General features: G+C 41.1%; 17 protein-coding genes and 1 pseudogene. 3 read left to right on the top strand and 15 right to left on the bottom strand.

Annotation, left to right across the window (positions count from 1 at the left end; translation table 11 throughout):
* Positions 1–79: 79 nt before the first annotated feature.
* Genes PSN35_RS02170 through PSN35_RS02120 form a run of 11 tightly spaced genes read right to left on the bottom strand, consistent with a single transcriptional unit; the run spans position 80 to position 9,633 of the window.
* The gene (locus tag PSN35_RS02170; protein WP_300028836.1) at positions 80–1,234 is read right to left on the bottom strand and encodes a UbiH/UbiF/VisC/COQ6 family ubiquinone biosynthesis hydroxylase; all 1,155 of its coding nucleotides are present in this window, start codon (positions 1,232–1,234) and stop codon (positions 80–82) included.
* Positions 1,231–2,544, bottom strand: a complete 1,314-nt coding sequence (pmbA, locus tag PSN35_RS02165; protein ID WP_300028834.1) for a metalloprotease PmbA — start codon at positions 2,542–2,544, stop codon at positions 1,231–1,233. The genes PSN35_RS02170 and pmbA overlap by 4 nt, the downstream gene beginning before the upstream one ends.
* Positions 2,545–2,549: 5 nt before the next feature.
* Positions 2,550–3,341: a sulfite exporter TauE/SafE family protein gene (locus PSN35_RS02160; protein ID WP_300028833.1), complete on the bottom strand. Its 792-nt coding sequence runs from the start codon at positions 3,339–3,341 to the stop codon at positions 2,550–2,552.
* Complete coding sequence (locus PSN35_RS02155; protein ID WP_300028831.1) at positions 3,341–4,189, bottom strand: CBS domain-containing protein; 849 nt, start codon at positions 4,187–4,189, stop codon at positions 3,341–3,343. The genes PSN35_RS02160 and PSN35_RS02155 overlap by 1 nt, the downstream gene beginning before the upstream one ends.
* Before the next feature lie 38 nt (positions 4,190–4,227).
* On the bottom strand, positions 4,228–4,524 hold the full coding sequence (locus PSN35_RS02150) for an RnfH family protein (RefSeq protein WP_300028830.1): 297 nt from the start codon (positions 4,522–4,524) through the stop codon (positions 4,228–4,230).
* Complete coding sequence (gene hisA / locus PSN35_RS02145; protein WP_300028829.1) at positions 4,524–5,258, bottom strand: 1-(5-phosphoribosyl)-5-[(5-phosphoribosylamino)methylideneamino]imidazole-4-carboxamide isomerase; 735 nt, start codon at positions 5,256–5,258, stop codon at positions 4,524–4,526. Before hisA ends, PSN35_RS02150 begins: the two co-directional genes overlap by 1 nt.
* 3 nt (positions 5,259–5,261) lie before the next feature.
* The gene (locus PSN35_RS02140) at positions 5,262–6,767 is read right to left on the bottom strand and encodes a YifB family Mg chelatase-like AAA ATPase (protein ID WP_300028827.1); all 1,506 of its coding nucleotides are present in this window, start codon (positions 6,765–6,767) and stop codon (positions 5,262–5,264) included.
* Complete coding sequence (gene tsaD, locus PSN35_RS02135) at positions 6,764–7,789, bottom strand: tRNA (adenosine(37)-N6)-threonylcarbamoyltransferase complex transferase subunit TsaD (protein ID WP_300028838.1); 1,026 nt, start codon at positions 7,787–7,789, stop codon at positions 6,764–6,766. The genes PSN35_RS02140 and tsaD overlap by 4 nt, the downstream gene beginning before the upstream one ends.
* Positions 7,776–8,510 (bottom strand): LPS export ABC transporter ATP-binding protein, encoded by a 735-nt coding sequence (gene lptB / locus PSN35_RS02130; protein WP_300028825.1) that lies wholly within the window; start codon positions 8,508–8,510, stop codon positions 7,776–7,778. The genes tsaD and lptB overlap by 14 nt, the downstream gene beginning before the upstream one ends.
* A gap of 35 nt (positions 8,511–8,545) precedes the next feature.
* Positions 8,546–9,298, bottom strand: coding sequence for a biotin--[acetyl-CoA-carboxylase] ligase (locus PSN35_RS02125; protein WP_300028823.1), 753 nt, complete (start codon positions 9,296–9,298; stop codon positions 8,546–8,548).
* Positions 9,277–9,633: a diacylglycerol kinase gene (locus tag PSN35_RS02120; protein WP_300028821.1), complete on the bottom strand. Its 357-nt coding sequence runs from the start codon at positions 9,631–9,633 to the stop codon at positions 9,277–9,279. Before PSN35_RS02120 ends, PSN35_RS02125 begins: the two co-directional genes overlap by 22 nt.
* Positions 9,634–9,689: 56 nt before the next feature.
* Between PSN35_RS02120 and truA the strand changes: the two genes are divergently transcribed.
* Entirely contained in the window at positions 9,690–10,433 is a 744-nt protein-coding gene (gene truA / locus PSN35_RS02115) for a tRNA pseudouridine(38-40) synthase TruA (RefSeq protein WP_300028819.1), read from the top strand.
* A 66-nt stretch (positions 10,434–10,499) separates the two neighbouring features.
* Here the strand turns inward: truA and PSN35_RS02110 are convergent, their stop codons facing one another.
* Positions 10,500–12,257 (bottom strand): SulP family inorganic anion transporter, encoded by a 1,758-nt coding sequence (locus tag PSN35_RS02110; protein ID WP_300028817.1) that lies wholly within the window; start codon positions 12,255–12,257, stop codon positions 10,500–10,502.
* 179 nt (positions 12,258–12,436) lie between these two features.
* Between PSN35_RS02110 and PSN35_RS02105 the strand changes: the two genes are divergently transcribed.
* Positions 12,437–14,095: a SulP family inorganic anion transporter gene (locus tag PSN35_RS02105; RefSeq protein ID WP_300028815.1), complete on the top strand. Its 1,659-nt coding sequence runs from the start codon at positions 12,437–12,439 to the stop codon at positions 14,093–14,095.
* 70 nt (positions 14,096–14,165) lie between these two features.
* On the opposite strand, the gene rimM is transcribed toward PSN35_RS02105, so the two are convergent.
* Genes rimM through purB form a run of 3 tightly spaced genes read right to left on the bottom strand, consistent with a single transcriptional unit; the run spans position 14,166 to position 16,596 of the window.
* The gene (gene rimM / locus PSN35_RS02100) at positions 14,166–14,675 is read right to left on the bottom strand and encodes a ribosome maturation factor RimM (protein ID WP_300028813.1); all 510 of its coding nucleotides are present in this window, start codon (positions 14,673–14,675) and stop codon (positions 14,166–14,168) included.
* Between the two features lie 33 nt (positions 14,676–14,708).
* Positions 14,709–15,161 (bottom strand): 30S ribosomal protein S16, encoded by a 453-nt coding sequence (rpsP, locus tag PSN35_RS02095; protein ID WP_300028812.1) that lies wholly within the window; start codon positions 15,159–15,161, stop codon positions 14,709–14,711.
* A 58-nt stretch (positions 15,162–15,219) separates the two neighbouring features.
* On the bottom strand, positions 15,220–16,596 hold the full coding sequence (gene purB / locus PSN35_RS02090; protein ID WP_300028811.1) for an adenylosuccinate lyase: 1,377 nt from the start codon (positions 16,594–16,596) through the stop codon (positions 15,220–15,222).
* Positions 16,597–16,663: 67 nt separating this feature from the next.
* Here purB and PSN35_RS02085 point away from each other — a divergent pair.
* Positions 16,664–17,399: pseudogene (locus PSN35_RS02085) on the top strand (aconitate hydratase B); the annotation flags it as partial.

Below are 17,399 nucleotides of genomic sequence, written 5' to 3'. Positions count from 1 at the left end.
ACCTTGCAGTATAAATACATTGGTTACGTCCTACTTATGGAATAGTATCATGCATATTAAGGTAGATATACGCTCTATTTTAAGATTTGCCAATAGCGTGTTTTTGAAAAAATGATTTCAAAGTTGAATTTTCGTTAATAACATTCATGCCAAAACCACGTAGCCACCTGAGTGGCTCGTTATTTTCTTTATAAATCCAATTTAAGCCGGTCATGGTTTTTGCCATCAACTCATTGTCCAATCGGCGTGCCCTAGCATATTTTCTTAAAACACCATAATCGCCTAATTTGGACTTATCAGAGTCTAATTGCTTTGATAATTCTATAACATCTGCAAAACCTAGGTTAACCCCTTGGCCAGCAAGTGGATGAATATTATGCGCTGCATCGCCCACTAAGGCTAACTGTTCTTTCACATAGGTTTGTGCACTGCGCTCAATGAGTGGAAAGGCCTGAATTTCGCTTACAACTTCAAATTCACCGAAGCGATATTCCACACCTGCTGATAGCCGCTGTGCAAATTCTTTTGTAGATAACTGCATTAGCTCGTCTGCCAATGTATTTTCAGCTGACCAAACAATCGAGGCTTCACACTCGCCCAAAGGTAACAAGGCAACAATGCTGTTTGATAAAAAACGTTGCCAAGTTGTGTTGCTAAAGTTTTTCTTGGCTTTAATATTGCAAACAATGGCCTTTTGTTGATAGTCGGTATCTGTGGTGGTAATACCGGTAATTTCTCTAACCTTGGATCGTGCGCCATCTGCACCCACTAACAACTGGCAATCTATGGTGGTTTGATTATCTAGTTGAACTTGATAACCATCATCTTGCTTGGTTAAATCCACCACTTTGGCATTAATAAAAGTTACTTGTGTGGCTTGCAAGGATCGATACAACGCCGATTGAATCGCATCATTTTCAATAATATGACCCAAATGATCAAACGACTCATTCTCAGTATCGAATTTTAAATTTCCGTGTGAGTTTTGATCCCAAACTTCGGTCGCAGAAAAAGCTTGTTTGCGCTTAATATTTTCCCAGACACCAAGATCAGTTAACAACTGTTTAGATTTTGGCGTGATGGCACTAACACGTGTGTGAAATTCATCACTCAGTGTTGGATTTGGATCATTTGGTTCAATAATAGCAATACTAAAACTCTGCTTAGCAAGGCTAAGTGCAAGTGCTTGCCCAACCATGCCACCGCCCACAATAATCACATCATAATGCTTCATGATTCTCCTGCAACAGTCATTTGATTAATCATGATTGAGCCAACCTTGATATTGCTACGATAATCTACATCAGAGCCAATATGGACAATACCCAAGAGCATGTCTTTTAAATTACCAGCAATGGTGATACCCGAGACTGGATATTGAATTTCACCATTCTCCACCCAGAAACCTGTCGCACCACGTGAATAATCACCCGTTGTCGCATTCACACCTTGACCCATTAATTCTGTCACTAAAACACCCTTGTCCATGGCTTTAATCATAGCATCTAAGTCGCCAGAGAATTGATGCTCAATGATTAAATTATTAACCCCGCCTGCATTGGCCGTTGTTTGCAAACCAAGTTGATTGGCTGAATATTGACTCAGTACGTACTGCTGAACACAGCCATCTTTAACAAAATACTGCTTTCTTTTTAATACACCATCTCGATCAAACGCTTTGGCGCCAATGGTTTTGCTAACCAATGGGTTTTCTAGGATACTGATACTTTCAGGCACCACAATTTGATCAATACTGTTGAGTAAAAAAGTTGATTTTTTATATTGCTTTGAACCGCCCAAGGCGCCAATTAATTGTGCAAATAATCCACTGGAAACGCGATTTGAAAAAATAACTGGACATTGCTGAGTAGGCAGGGATTGTGCGCCCAATTTACTGCTGGCTAGTGCTGATACACCGTCGCCCACCCACTCTGGCGTTTGTAAATCTTGTGCATCAAGCGCCACGGTATATTCATAAGCAGTTTGCATGTCATCGCCTTGTTTGGCAATAACACTGCAACTAAGCGAATGCCTAGCACCTTTTTGCTCGCTCATCATGCCATTAGAATTAGCATACAGACTTTCCCCTTGATGGCTGGATACTTCTGCGCCATCGGAGTTGTTAACATCAGCATGTGACAAAGCTTGCGCTTCACAACGCATGGCCAGATCAATACTGTGCTCCGGGTCTAAATCCCACGGGTGGTACATATTTAAATCCGGCACCTCAAAGGCCATTAATTCTTTTGGCGCTAGGCCGTTAAATGGGTCTGGCTGAGTATATTTTGCAATTTGGCAAGCGGATTCTATCGTATTAAGAATGCCAGTAGCACTTAGATCAACACTGGATGCATGCCCCTTGGCATTGCCGAAATAAACATTAATATCGAATGATTTATCTAGATGATATTCCAGCGTTTCTACTTGTCCAAGTCGTACTGCAGTAGAAACACCAGAACTACTACTCAGAGAAATTTCATAATCGCTCGCATTAAATTTCTTTAATAAATCAATCGCTTGTTGTGCAGTATTTTCTAGCGACATAAGAATTAGGTTAGATAATCTAGATCTGAAGGTTTGAAAGGTATTGTTTTGCTGTGTGGTTTTTGCATTTCTATTGCGGGCTGCTGCATATTTGAATGTCCGTGTGGCTTGCCATTAATCATGGAGTTAATCGGCATCCATAAAGCGGCAACACCTAAGATGATAATAAACAACCCTGACACTTGTCTAATCAATGGTTTTTGCACCAAAACAGTTAATTGTGAAGATAAGCCGGCCATTAACAATAAGCTTGGCAAAGTGCCCAATCCAAATGCCAGCATAATCAAACCACCTTGAGTGGCGGAGCCGGATACAATGGCAAAACCCAATGCACCATATACCAAGCCACAAGGGATACCGCCCCACAATAGCCCAGTAAAAAAAGCACCTCTAAGATTTCTAACGGGTAAAAAACGTTGACTAAGCGGCTGAAGTTTGGCCCATAATTTTGAACCGATTTTTTCTAAGATCTGAATACTACTTGACCAATTACCAATATACAGCCCCACCATAATCATCAGAACACCGGAGAATACTCTCAAACTTTTGTCCAATATGTTCATTTGTAGTGACTGTGTCAACATGGCGCCAACTACGCCGAAAATAACACCCATTAGGATATAGCTAAGTATCCGGCCAATGTTGTAATTCAGGTGAAACAACGCAATTTTTCGAGGGTTAGCCTTAACTTGTGGATCTAGCCCTGCGGTCAACATGGCGACCACGCCACCACACATACCCAAACAATGCACGCCGCCTAGTAGCCCCATAAGAAAAACACTGATCAATACTTCCACTACATCTCCTTCGGCTGAGCTTGGCGCGATACTTCCAACAAGTGAATACGCCTTGAATCTGTTTTCAATATTTTAAAATTAAACCCTTGTAAGGTAATTTCATCCATCTGATCTGGCAGTCGAGTAAAGCCAGAGATCACTAATCCGGCAACCGTATCAACCTTATCTACTGTTAATTTAACGCTAAAAAACTCTTCAAACTCTTCAATAGGCGTATTGGCTTTAAGTAAATAACGACCATCACCGAAATCAATAATATTGTCTTCTTCAAGATCGTGCTCATCTTCGATCTCGCCAACAATTTGCTCCAACACATCTTCTAGTGTTACTAAACCAGCAATTTCGCCGTATTCGTCCATAACAATTGCCATGTGTGATTTTTTTTGCTGAAAATCTCTTAGTAATGAACCCAGTGTTTTACTTTCTGGTACTAGAATAGCGCTGCGCAAATATTCTTTGTAATTGAATTCACTACGTTTGTCGCCCGCTAAATAGCTTAGCAAATCTTTTGCCAGGACAATACCTTGAATTTTATGATGCTCTGAATTGACAATTGGAAAGCGAGAGTGTGCAGATTTAATCATAATATCCAGCAACGCTTTCGTTGACGCATTATGCTCAATCGTCACCATTTTTGATTTTGGCACCATAACATCACGCACCTCCATATTTTCCAGCTGCATGGTGCCTTCAATAATACTACGGGTATGCGAACCAATTACATGATTTTCTTCGGCTTCTTTAAGGGATTGCAGTAGTTCGTAATTTGATTTTAACGGCGTGTGAAAAAACTGCTTGCTGAGTTTGGCTAAAAACGATTGTGTCGACGGAGGTTGGTCTTCGCTCATGTGTTTAAATTTAATCTAAAGCGTTATTTTACCAAAAATTACGATTTTTTACCACTTCGCATTTTTTTACCTTGAGCGGCGCGTTCTTTACGAACTTGCTTAGGATCGGCAATCAGCGGTCTATAGATTTCTACCCGGTCCTTTTCTCTTAAAATGGTGTCGAGTTTGGCCATTTTTCCAAAAATACCGGTTTTATCTTTAAGCAAATCAATTTGCGGATATTTGTCGATAATGCCGGAGATCTCAATAGCCTCTTTTAAGGTAATACCTTCTTCAACCTTTAGGCTTAGCAGGGTTTGTTTGTTTTCTAAGGCGTAGGCAACTTCGATATTCATTAGCTCTGCTGGTCACATAACTGCTGTGCTTTGGCAAAATCAAGTGTGCCTTCATAAATAGCGCGACCGGTGATAGCGCCGCCAATACCATGATGTGCCACCTTTAATAGATTGGTAATATCATCCATGTTGGTAATGCCGCCCGAGGCAATAATATCAATCGAAGTTTGTTTGGCTAAGTCAGCAGTTGCTTCTACATTAACACCTTGCATCATGCCGTCACGAGCAATATCGGTGTAGACAATAGAGCTAACACCGTCTTGCTCGAATTTTTTAGACAAATCCACCACGTGTAAGTCGGTTTGTTTAGCCCAACCTTCAGTAGCCACTAAGCCATTATTAGCATCCAAGCCAACAATAATTTTTCCAGGAAATTCTCGACATAGCTCCGATACAAATTCAGGGTGAGTCACTGCCATGGTGCCAATAATCAAATAACTAATGCCCGCTTCGACATAAGTATTGGCAATATTCATATCCCGGATTCCGCCGCCAATTTGCACCGGAAGATCAGGGAACGCTTTAGTGATTTCAGTCACGCTTGAGGCATTAACCGGCTTACCCTCAAAAGCGCCATTAAGATCCACCAAATGCAGGCGTTTAGCGCCCTGTTCTACCCATTGTGCCGCCATTTCAGCAGGGTTATCTGAAAAAACAGTTGTGTCGTCCATTAAACCTTGTCTAAGACGCACGCATTGTCCATCTTTTAAATCAATTGCGGGAATAATTACCATGTTCTATCCATTGTGTCGGCGATAACTAATTGCTTCAATCAAATGTTGCTGAGTTACTTGCTCAGCCTGATCGAGATCAGCAATGGTTCTAGCCACTTTTAAAATTCTATGATAAGCACGTGCTGACAAGTGTAATTGATCAATAACACCTTCTAACAATTGCTTATTTTTATCACTCAAAACAACCAAACGTTCTAGCTCATCAGTATTAAGTTGATCGTTTAATTTTCCTTGTCTTTCTAGTTGCCTATTATAACAATCCAGCACCCGAGCTCTAATGGTTTCGCTATTTTCTATTGGCTGGTCTTGTTGTGTCAATAACACTTCTGTTGGTAGTGGCGGCACCTCAAGTATCATGTCAATTCGATCTAATAGCGGTCCTGATATTTTCGTTCGGTATTTACTAATTTGATCTTCAGTACAATGGCACTTGCTAGTGCCATCTCCATAATAGCCACAGGGGCAAGGATTCATCGCTGCAATGAGCTGAAAATTTGCCGGAAAAGTAACTTGCTGTTGGGCACGTGACACATGCACTTCGCCACTTTCTAAAGGCTGCCTTAAGGTTTCTAATGCGTGTCTTGGAAATTCTGGCAGCTCGTCTAAAAACAACACACCTTCATGTGCCAGTGAAATTTCACCAGGCTTCGGATTAGAGCCGCCTCCAACTAAGGCCACTGCCGAAGCAGAATGATGTGGAGATCGAAATGGGCGAATATAGAATTGTGATGGCTCAATTGATTGTCCAGCAACTGAAAAAATAGCAGCGCGCTGTAAGGCCTTTTCAACACTTAATGGTGGCATGATTGACGGTAATCTTTCTGCCAGCATGGTTTTTCCAGATCCGGGCGTACCGCGAAGCAATAAATTATGCCCACCACTAGCAGCAATCTCTAAAGCGCGTTTAGCCTGATACTGTCCCTTAACCTGAGAAAAATCGTTACGATACTCAATCTGTGCATCAATGTTCAAGCCTGGACAATCAAGGTCACCAACGCCTGTTAAAAATTCACAAACTTTTAGCAGATGCGTAGCCGGAAAAAGCTTCGCTTCTTTAACTAAGGCGCAATGCTCGTAATTATCATAAGGAATGATTAAATTATGTTTTTGCTTATGTGCCTCAATCACAGCGGGTAGCAAACCATCAGCTGCATGAATCAAGCCATCCAACCCCAATTCACCATAAAATTCGAATTGATCACTATCAATACTTGGCTTAATTTGACCTGAGGCCAACAAAACCCCTATGGCAATCGGCAAATCATAACGCCCACCACGCTTGGGCAAATTAGCGGGCGCCAAACTAACAGTAATTCGCCCTTTTGGCATTTTAAAGCCTGAGTTAATCAAGGCAGACCGAACCCGATCCTTGCTTTCTTTAACCGCGCCTTCAGGCAGCCCTACAATTGAAAAACTCGGCAGTCCGCCTGAAATATGCACCTCAATCGTTACGATGGGCGCATCTAATCCAGTTGAGGCTCGAGTATAAACTTTAGATAGCTGGCTCACACCGCCTCCAGTTCTTCTAGGCTCCATCGTGGTCGAATAGTGATTTCACCCTCTGACGATAACTGACCCTTGCTTAAACGCAAGTGTCCAGCAAGAGCAATCATGGCGCCATTATCAGTGCAAAATTCTTGTCTTGGGTAAAACACTTGAGCACCAAGCTTCAGGCCCATTGCATCCAACTCCTGACGCAGGGCAAGATTGGCGCTAACACCACCTGCAACGACTAAAGTATCTCTATTGGTTTGCTCCAAAGCACGTCGACATTTGATCATTAAGGTTGATGTGGCCGCCACTTCAAATGCTTTGGCAATATCAGCTTTTTGTTCGGGATATTTAGCCACTGTATTACGCGCAAATGTTTTTAGCCCACTAAAGCTAAAATCAAGCCCGGGGCGATCAATCATTGGCCTTGGAAAGGTAAAGGCAGCCTGATCTCCAGCCTTTGCCAACTTAGCCAAGGCCGGTCCACCAGGATAACCCAAACCCAAAATTTTTGCCGTTTTGTCAAACGCCTCACCCACTGCATCATCCAGTGATTCACCTAATATTTCATACTTACCAATTGCTTTCACATCAATCAACATCGTATGACCACCAGATACCAATAAAGCAACAAATGGAAACTTTGGTTGCTTATCTTCCAGTAAGGGTGCCAACAAATGTCCTTCCATATGATGCACACCCAAAGCAGGGATTTTTAAACTCCAAGCCAATGATTTAGCCACCGCGCTGCCAACTAATAAAGCGCCAGCCAAGCCTGGTCCTGCTGTATAAGCAATGCCGCTAATATCATTCAATGTGTATTGCGCATCTTTAAGTACCGCTTTAATCAGCGGCAATGCGCGCTGAATATGGTCTCGTGATGCTAATTCAGGTACAACACCGCCATATTCTGCATGAATCTCTACTTGAGAAAACAACTGATGACCAATTAGGCCTTGTTCACTATGATAAAGCCCAATGCCGGTTTCATCACATGAGCTTTCAATGCCTAGCGTGATGAAAGGCTTAGTGGTTGACATTCGATTCACCCAGATAAACTTGCTTAACCTCTGCATTATCTAAAATGGTTTGTTTGTCACCCTGAGCAATAATGCCACCTGCATGTAGCACATAAGAATGATCACAGGTATCTAACATTTCTCGATAATTGTGATCGGTGATTAATACGCCAATGCCTTTGTCCTTAAGATGGTAAATAATTTGCTGAATATCGCCCACAGAAATAGGGTCAACACCAGCAAAAGGCTCGTCTAATAAAATAAATTTAGGATCCATGGCTAATGCTCTGGCAATTTCCACACGACGCCTTTCGCCACCTGATAAGCTCAAACCATCAATATGACGAATATGTTCAATATGAAACTCAGCCAACAATTCTTCTAGTCGATGGCTTCGATTAACCTTTTCCAGCGCAGGATTTAATTCTAATACCGCCATAATATTATCTTCAACAGATAACTTTCTAAAAATAGAAGGCTCTTGAGGTAAATAGCCCAATCCCAACTTAGAACGCTTATGCATTGGCATTTTGCTAACCTTAACACCGTCAATAAATACTTGACCCTTATCAGCCCTCACCAATCCACAAGCAATATAAAAACAGGTGGTTTTGCCCGCACCATTCGGACCTAACAAACCAACAATTTCGCCTGATTTAACTTCAAAAGATACATCCGATACCACTTCACGACGTGCATATTTTTTATTAATATTCTTTACAGACAGTGTATTTAACGACATAATAATTCAGTTAGTTACTTGCAAACTATCTTACCCTAAATAAGACGTATTTGTTTAGAGCTATAAGCCTCAACAAGCTGATTATTAGCCTCAATCAACAAGGCACCTTGCGCATTTACACCGCACGCTTTTCCTATAATTTTTTGATTGCTTAACTCAAGCTCAACCGCTCTGCCCAATAAATAATCTGACGAGTTCCAGGTGGCTAAAAAATATGACCAACCTTGTTCAGCAAACAACTGACAATAAGCAATTAGATGATTAATCAATTTGGCGCTTAAGTCTTCAATAGCTGGCAGATCTTTTAAGATACGAGCCAAATCAATCCAGGGAGAATCACATTTAAAATCTTGATCTAAGCAATAATTTAGCCCAAGCCCGATCACCACAGATTGATACTGCCCTTGAGCTGAATTTTCAATCAAAATACCCGCTAATTTTTTATCATCAACATAAACATCATTTGGCCATTTAAGTTTAGCACCGCTAATGCCAAGATTTTCCAGCGCTTCAATCACAGCCAAGCCCATGACCAAACTTAGCCCATTTAGCGCAACATTAGCATCAAATACAAATCGAACTGATAACAATATACTGGCATCTTTGCAACTCAGCCAAGCTCGATCATACTGTCCTCGACCTTGAGTTTGCTCTCTTGCAATGCAAACTTGAGGTGTTTTGGAAAATGCCAACGTAGACAGATAGTCATTAGTGCTGGCAATCGAATCAAAAACAACACACGTCACCGGTGTGTTGATTTGACTTTCTAGATTAGGATAATCAGCCATGCAATAATCAGCAACATTAGAGACAACCAAACTGCAGCAGAGCCCATATCCTTGGCCGCGCCAGACAATACATGATATTCATCACCAATCCGATCCACGACTGACTCAATCGCTGAATTAAGAATTTCAACAATCAATACTAAAAACACGGTGGCGATCAAAACAACTTGCTCAACCTTGGTTTTTCCTAAAATGATGGCTAGCGGTATTAACACCACCGCTAGCCACACTTCTTGCCTAAAGGCAGCTTCCGATTGGTAGCAAGCCTTAAGACCTTTGATTGAAAACTCATAGGCGGTAAAAATTCTCTTTAATCCAGTTGCTTCGTTTTTCACAAGATACTCGTTAAGTGGTTAAAATAGTTACATCAATTTTACACAGATGTTTAATTATGAAAATAGCATTAGGCGTTGAATACATGGGTACTAACTTCCATGGATGGCAATTGCAAAAATCGGGTATTCGCACCGTTCAGCAAGTGGTTGAACAAGCGTTATCCAAAATTGCTGATCATCCTGTCAGGGTGTTTTGCTCTGGAAGAACGGATGCTGGCGTACACGCCATTGAACAGGTTATTCATTTTGAAACACAGGCTGATCGTGAAGATAAAGCTTGGTTGTTTGGTGGCAATGTTAATCTTCCTCATGATGTTAACTTCACTTGGGCAAAACGCGTTGATGATGATTTTCATGCGCGCTTTAACGCTTATGCAAGGCGCTACCATTATAAAATTCATAATACCAAAGTTCGCTCAGCTATTATTGGCCAGCATTCTCTTTGGGAGCCAAGAGCACTCAATATTGAGAATATGAATGCAGCTGCGCAGTATTTGCTAGGAGAGCATGATTTTTCTGCCTTTAGAGGTAGTTTATGCCAAGCCAAATCACCCATTAAAACCATTGAATTTATCCGTTTAAGCAAACAAGGCGATGAGATTCTATTAGATATCAAAGCCAACGCCTTCTTGCACCATATGGTGCGTAATATTGTTGGCACACTGCTTAAAGTAGGCAAGGGCGAGCGAGACGTTGAATGGGTTAAAGAGGTGCTAGATTCTAAAGATCGAAAACAAGCTGGTGCAACAGCCCAACCTCAAGGCCTTTATTTTGTAAAAGCATTTTACGAAAATTTGTAACTGCCGCTTATCCAAAAAAAAATCCAAGCCTAAGCTTGGATTTTTTAACACTTATTTAAATTAGTTCTAAGAAATAAGGTGCTTTAAAGGACTGTGTGAAGCCGCTTCATCGTCACCTAGCTCTTTCCAAGCGTAACGTAGCGCATCCGTACGACGATCATAAAAACGATCCTCGCCATACGTCTTCATAAATCCTGATTTTCTTAATACTTTTTCAATACCTTCGGTACGTGCAAATAAAATCTCCACGCCTGCCGCTGAACATCTATCTAATAAGCCTGCTAGCATTTCTTCACCTGAAGCGTCAATTTGGTTAATACCTGCCATATCAACAATAATATATTTAAGACATTGATGTTTTTCGGCAACCAGATTAAGCATGCGGTCTTCAAAATAACCCGCATTACCAAAGTATAGCGCACCTGAATACTTCACAATTGAAACCACTTCACAGCGATCAAGCTTATTATCTAATGCATTAACCAGCATGGTTGAGCCGCTATGTGCTGATAGTTCGGTAAATCTTGGCTGCATCGTACGATACAAAAATAATGCCAACGATAAAACAACACCAATCACAATACCGTTTTCTAAGTGTGGTGCGAATAACAAAGTCAAGACAAATGACGCAACCGCAACAATTGCATCATGCTTCTCTACCTTCCAAGCATGCATAATTGGTGCAAATTTAATTAGGTTAATAACAGCCATAATAATAACAGCTGCCAGTGTTGCTTGTGGCAAGTGGTACAAAAGAGGGGTCAAAAATAATAACGTAATACCCACGATCACTGCTGTTACCACTGATGAAAAACCAGTCACCGCACCTGCAGAGATATTAACCGCAGAACGTGAGAATGAACCTGATACTGCATAACCCTGGAAGAAACTTGATACAATGTTAGACAAACCTTGTCCTATTAATTCCTGGTCAGCATCTAAGCGCTGCTTAGTTTGTGCAGCCATTGCCTTGGCAATTGAAATAGCCTCCATGAAACCAATTAGACCAATGGTGATTGCCGTTACAATCATTTGATTCATGACTGAAAAATCAAACCCTGGCATGGTTAATGCCGGCAGACCTTCAGGGATCACACCAACAATAGCGCCACCATAGCCACCTGCTTCAACAGAACCACCAAAGTCAATCAACCAAGCAATAACTGTCGTAATAGTAACCGCTAACAAAACACCTGGCAATTTAGGTGCAAATTTCTTCACAGCAATCATAATAGCAAAAGCAATAAGAGCGATCAATAGAGTAACCACGTGAGTGTCTGAAGTTGCGTTTACAATCGTACCCCAGACCTGCTCATAGGTGTGTTCACCATCACCTTTTGCAACACCAAACACCTTGTTTAATTGGGAGGTACCAATAATAATCGCCGCTGCATTAGTAAAGCCAACAACCACTGGATGTGACAAGAAATTAATAACAAAACCAAGCTTTAAAGCGCCTAATGCAAATTGAAATATACCCACCATAAAGGCTAATAATGAGGCATAAATCACATACTCCTCCATACTTGCACCTTCAGGCAAAATAGTTGGCACTGCTGCTGCTGTTAACAATGAGACAACGGCCACTGGACCCGTGCCTAATTGGCGAGATGAACCCATTAACGCGGCAATCATAACTGGCAAGAATGATGCATACAAGCCATGTTGAGGTGGCAGGCCAGCTAATTGTGCATAAGCCATTGATTGTGGCACTAATACTAAGGCCACTGTTAGACCGGCAACCAGGTCTGCCTTTAAAATATTCGAGTCTTTAATCTCACCAATCCACGCTAGAAATGGCAAAAATTTTGCAATTTTGTTCATTATTTATCCCTATTTATAAAGAAGTGGCACAAAAGCACCAAGATTTGCACTTAATATCTCGTAAAGTGTAAATATAAGCGCAATATTATATAATAATCCCTTCATTTAGTGCATGTAATTTTGTATAATGGTCGACTTGCTCTTTTTCAAGAGCAACTTCCAAACCAAAGGATCAATTCATGAAATTATTTGAAAATTTACACTTTAACAATATTCGTGGCGATATCACTGGTGGTATTACTGCTGGCGTTGTTGCACTACCATTTGCCATTGCCATGGGCCTTGCTTCAGGCGCTGGCGCTATCGCAGGACTATACGGTGCAATTATTACCGGCTTCTTTGCTGCATTATTTGGCGGTACCGGTGCACAAGTATCAGGCCCTACTGGCCCAATGACCGTTGTTATGGCATTGGTGGTTACGCAGTTTATTACTTTTTTTGAAGGTAAGATTGACCCAGCTACCGGGCTAATATACACCCATGACGCAGCATTGGGTGCAGGCCTTGCCATTGCCTTTACCACGGTTGTTCTGGGCGGCATTTTTCAAATTATTTTTGGTTTGTTAAAATTAGGCCGCTTTATTAACCTCATGCCTCATCCGGTAACTTCTGGATTTATGACGGGTATTGGTGTAATTATTATTATTCTTCAAATTCCTCAGGTGTTGGGTTTTTATGAAATAAAAGGCTCAACCCTAGGTATTTTTTCGCAACTAGGTGATGTTGAAAATTATTTTGTCAATACAGGCGCTATGAGTATCGCTTTAATTACTTTAGTTACTGTTTATCTACTACCTAAAAAAATCGGTAAATTTATCCCCTCACCTTTATTTGCCTTAATGACTGGCACGCTAATTTTGCTGTTTTTCCCAGGAATGTTCTCATCAAATATAGAGCCTATTAACAATATGCTCTTGGGTGACATTCCAACAGGACTGCCTGATTTCAATATGCCAACTTTTGAAGTAAGCATTGTTGTTGATATGATCGCAGCGGGCATGATGCTAGCCATTCTTGGCTCAATTGACTCATTATTAACTTCATTGGTTTCTGATGAAATTACCCGCACACATCATAAATCTGATCGTGAATTAATTGGCCAGGGTATTGGTAACACATTATCAGGTTTGTTTGGCGGCTTGCCAGGTGCGGGTGCTACCATGCGCACCATGACCAATGTTAAGGCAGGCGGTCTAACGCCATTATCAGGTGCACTTCATGCGATTATTCTTTTAGCAATTGTTCTAGGTGGTGCACAATACGCTAAAGAGATTCCACTAGCTGTATTAGGCGCTATCTTGGTGAAAGTAGGTACTGACATCATTGATTGGGAATACTTAAAAGGCTTAATTTCTACCCCTAAATCTGGTGCGTTAATCATGATTGTGGTACTAGGCATTACTGTGTTTTACAACCTAATGGCCGCTGTAGGTGTTGGACTGGTTATGGCTAGTTTAATTTTCTTACAAAGAATGACTGACGTTCAACTTGCCAGCATTGTATCAGTACAAACCATTGAAGAAGCTGCCCACTTAGATGAAACTCACCAAGAGTTGCTTCGCGCAGGAAACACCTTGTTTTACCAGCTAAATGGCCCGATGAGCTTTGGTTCAGCCAAAGGCATTGTGAGAGATTTTTCAACTAAATCTGACTACAATAGAGTTATTCTAGACCTGTCTAATGTACCCGTGATTGATTATACAACCTCTAGATCAATCGCTGAAATTTGTAATATTTGTCAGGAGAAGTCTGCAGAAATTACCATTGTTGGTGCAAACATCAAGGTAAGACATTTTCTTGAAAACATTGGTATCGATATTGAGTTGATGAGCCACTAAGAAACTCTTTACCTTACCCATAAAAAAGCCTGCATTATTGCAGGCTTTTTTATGTCTTGATCTATAAGCATTAGAAATCTTCATCCCAGTCAACCAATACTTGACGGGCATCCATGTCTATAGAAATTAAAAATGGCTCAATATAAGGCACCCAATGCTCTTTACCGTCCCCCCTTGAGGGGGATTCTTTTTCTCCGTTAATAACCATGACACTATTTGAGCCTGTATCAACCATATAAGCGATTCTACCCAATACAATGCCGTTCGTATTAATCACCTCTAAATCGGTTAGTTCGTCCCAATAGTATTTACCTTCTGGCAATTTTGGCAATTGAACTCTTTCAATATAAAGCTCTGTGCCAATATAACCCCTGGCCACTTCTCGATCATTAACCCCTTTAAGCTGTGCAACAATCGTCTTGCCCTGTTCACGCCCTTTAACCATCTCAAGTGTTGTCCATACACCATCAACTTGAACATGCCAAGGCTTGTAAGTAAGGATGTTTTTTCTTGGATGCGCATAGGAAAATATTTTCACCCAGCCCTGAACGCCAAAAAGGCCATTAATCTGTCCGATCAATAGCCTTTTATTGTTAGAGTTTTGGCTCACTACTTATTCAGCAGGTGCTTCTTCCTCTGTTGACGCTTCAGCCGCCGCAGCTTCTGCTTCCGCAGCTGCTTTTGCCTCTGCCTCTTCTGCTGCCTTAGCTTCTGCTTCAGCTTTAGCCTCAGCGTCTGCTTTCGCTTTTTCTTCTGCTGCTAGTTTAGCTGCAACTGCTGCTGCTCTAGCTTCTTGAGCTGCTACACGCTTCTCACGAATTGAAGGGTCTTTAAATTCTTTAACAAGTTGTTGAACGCGATCAGTTAACTGCGCGCCTTTTGACGTCCAGTAATCTAATCTGTCTTCTTCGATAGTAAGCCTAACCTCTTGTCCACGAGCAACCGGATTAAAGTATCCGATACGCTCGATGTAACCACTGTCTCTACGCTTGCGTGAGTCTGTTGCTACGATTGAATAAAAAGGTTTTTTCTTGGCTCCACCTCGGGCTAGTCTAATTTTAACCATGGGTTTTTTGCTCCTTTATTTATTAATAGCTTACATCAAAAAGATATAAGACGCGAAATTATATCAGTTTTTCAAGGTCTTGCGCCAATTTTTGCGCATCACCCGTATAGCTCATTGGTGTTAATTCTGCCAAGGCTTGTTTAGCGGCTTCTGGCATGTCTAGATCTTTAACAAATTCAGCTAATACTTGTGCATCAATGGTGTTGCCACGAGTTAGTGCTTTCAGCTTTTCGTATGGATTTTCAATACCATAACGACGCATCACCGTTTGGATTGGCTCGGCCAACACTTCCCATGATGAATCTAAGTCTTGATGTAGGCGAGCTTCATTCGTTTCTAATTTGCCAATACCCTTTGCAATAGAAGCGTAAGCCACCAAACAATGCGCGCAACTCACACCTAGATTTCTAAGAACGGTTGAATCGGATAAGTCACGCTGCCAACGAGAAATTGCTAGCTTATCCGCCAGATGCGTATTCATTGCATTTGCAAGTCCTAGGTTACCCTCACCATTTTCAAAATCAATTGGATTTACCTTATGTGGCATGGTTGATGAGCCCACTTCACCTTCGATGGTTTTTTGCTTGAAATAACCCAACGATACATAGCCCCAAATATCGCGACAAAAATCGATCAAAATTGTATTATAGCGATTCATTGAATGGAAATACTCCGCCATGTAATCATGCGTTTCAATTTGTGGCGTATACATTGCATAATTAACACCAAGCCCTTCGATAAACTGCTTTGAAATTGCTTGCCAATCAAGGTCTGGATAGGCAGATAAGTGTGCATTAAAGTTACCCACTGCACCATTAAATTTACCCATAACTTGCACACTTTCTAAATGATCAATTTGACGTTTCAGACGAAATGCAAAATTAGCCATTTCTTTGCCTACGGTTGTTGGCGAAGCAGTTTGACCATGGGTACGAGACAACATTGAAATAGCTGCATTATCTTTGGCCATATTGGCAATCAAAGACAAAACATTTTGCATTTGTTTAAGTAATACTTGACGACCGTCAATCAACATTAATGCATGTGATAAGTTATTAATATCTTCCGACGTACAGGCAAAGTGAAAAAATTCGCTTACTGCGTTCAACTCTGCGTTATCTTTAATCTTATCTTTTAAGAAATACTCAACTGCCTTAACATCATGATTGGTTGTTTTTTCAATATCCTTAACCGCTTGCGCATCTTCTAAAGAGAAGTTAGTCGCAATATCAGCTAGAAACTCGCTTGCTTGCGCACTAAAAGCTGGCACTTCAGCAATATTCTTGTTGTCAGCCATGGCTTGAAGCCATTCAACCTCAACCAATACGCGATACTTAATCAGGCCAAATTCACTAAAAATATCCGCCAAATCTTTGGTTTTGTCAAAATAACGTCCGTCAACCGGAGAAATGGCAGTTAAAGCATTCAGTTCCATAATATTTATTAAAGGCTGTAAAAATGATAAAATTATACGCTTTTATTTATTCTTATAAAATATCCTCGTGAAATCGGACTACCTAAAACATATTAAAGAGCGCAAGCAAAACAACCTACCGCCATTAGCACTTAACGCAGAGCAAACACAATCCGTTGTGGCGCATCTTATTGCAGCCGATGATGATGACTTTTATCTGGATTTATTAACCCATCGCGTACCGCCTGGTGTAGACGAAGCAGCCTATGTCAAAGCTAGCTTTTTAGCTAGTGTTGCCAAAGGTGATCAGGCCTGTAATACTATTAGCCAAGAGAAGGCCACTTTCTTATTAGGTACCATGATGGGTGGCTATAACATTGAGCCACTAATTGACTTGCTAGATATAAATGAAACCGCTCAAACTGCAACAGACGCACTTTCAAAAACACTGTTAATTTATGAAGCCTACCAAATAATTTTTGAAAAATCAGCCAGCAACACATTTGCCAAACAAGTCGTTGACGCATGGGCAAATGGCGAATGGTTCACTTGTAAGGAAAAATTACCAAAAGAAATTAAATTAACCGTTTTCCGAGTAGAGGGTGAAATTAACACGGATGATTTATCGCCAGCAACTGAAGCTTGGTCTCGTCCTGACATTCCTCTACATGCGCAATCAATGCTGATTAAAAAAATGGACAGCCCACTTGAAACCATTGCGCAGCTTAAAGAAAAAGGCTTACCTTTGGCGTTTGTCGGCGATGTAGTTGGTACAGGCTCTTCACGCAAATCAGCCATCAACTCTGTATTGTGGCATATGGGCA

Source organism: Candidatus Thioglobus sp. (assembly GCF_028599055.1).
Taxonomy (GTDB): domain Bacteria; phylum Pseudomonadota; class Gammaproteobacteria; order PS1; family Pseudothioglobaceae; genus Thioglobus_A.
This window is presented reverse-complemented; position numbering and strand designations above follow the sequence as displayed.